General features: G+C 41.5%; 1 pseudogene. It reads right to left on the bottom strand.

The window, feature by feature from the left end:
• Positions 1-236 (bottom strand): annotated as a pseudogene (locus tag SB660_RS23795) (ammonium transporter); the annotation flags it as partial.

The following is a 236-nucleotide window of genomic DNA, read 5'->3' as shown; positions in this document are numbered from 1 at the left end:
AATAACGTTAACACGTCCGTTTTCGTATTTACCTAGACGTGGTCCAACCATTATGGCTGCTATAAACGCAGCTACTGCACCAGTTAAATGGACAACAGTAGAACCAGCAAAATCGATAAAGCCGAGGTCAGTTAACCAACCTTGACCGCTCCACACCCAATGACCTACTACGGGATAAACAAGTATTGTCATTAGTATGATGACACCGATATAAGCAAAAATATTTGTACGTTCTG

Origin of the sequence: Bacillus sp. SIMBA_005 (assembly GCF_046535585.1) — a bacterium.
Lineage (GTDB): Bacteria > Bacillota > Bacilli > Bacillales > Bacillaceae > Bacillus > Bacillus pumilus.
This window is presented reverse-complemented; position numbering and strand designations above follow the sequence as displayed.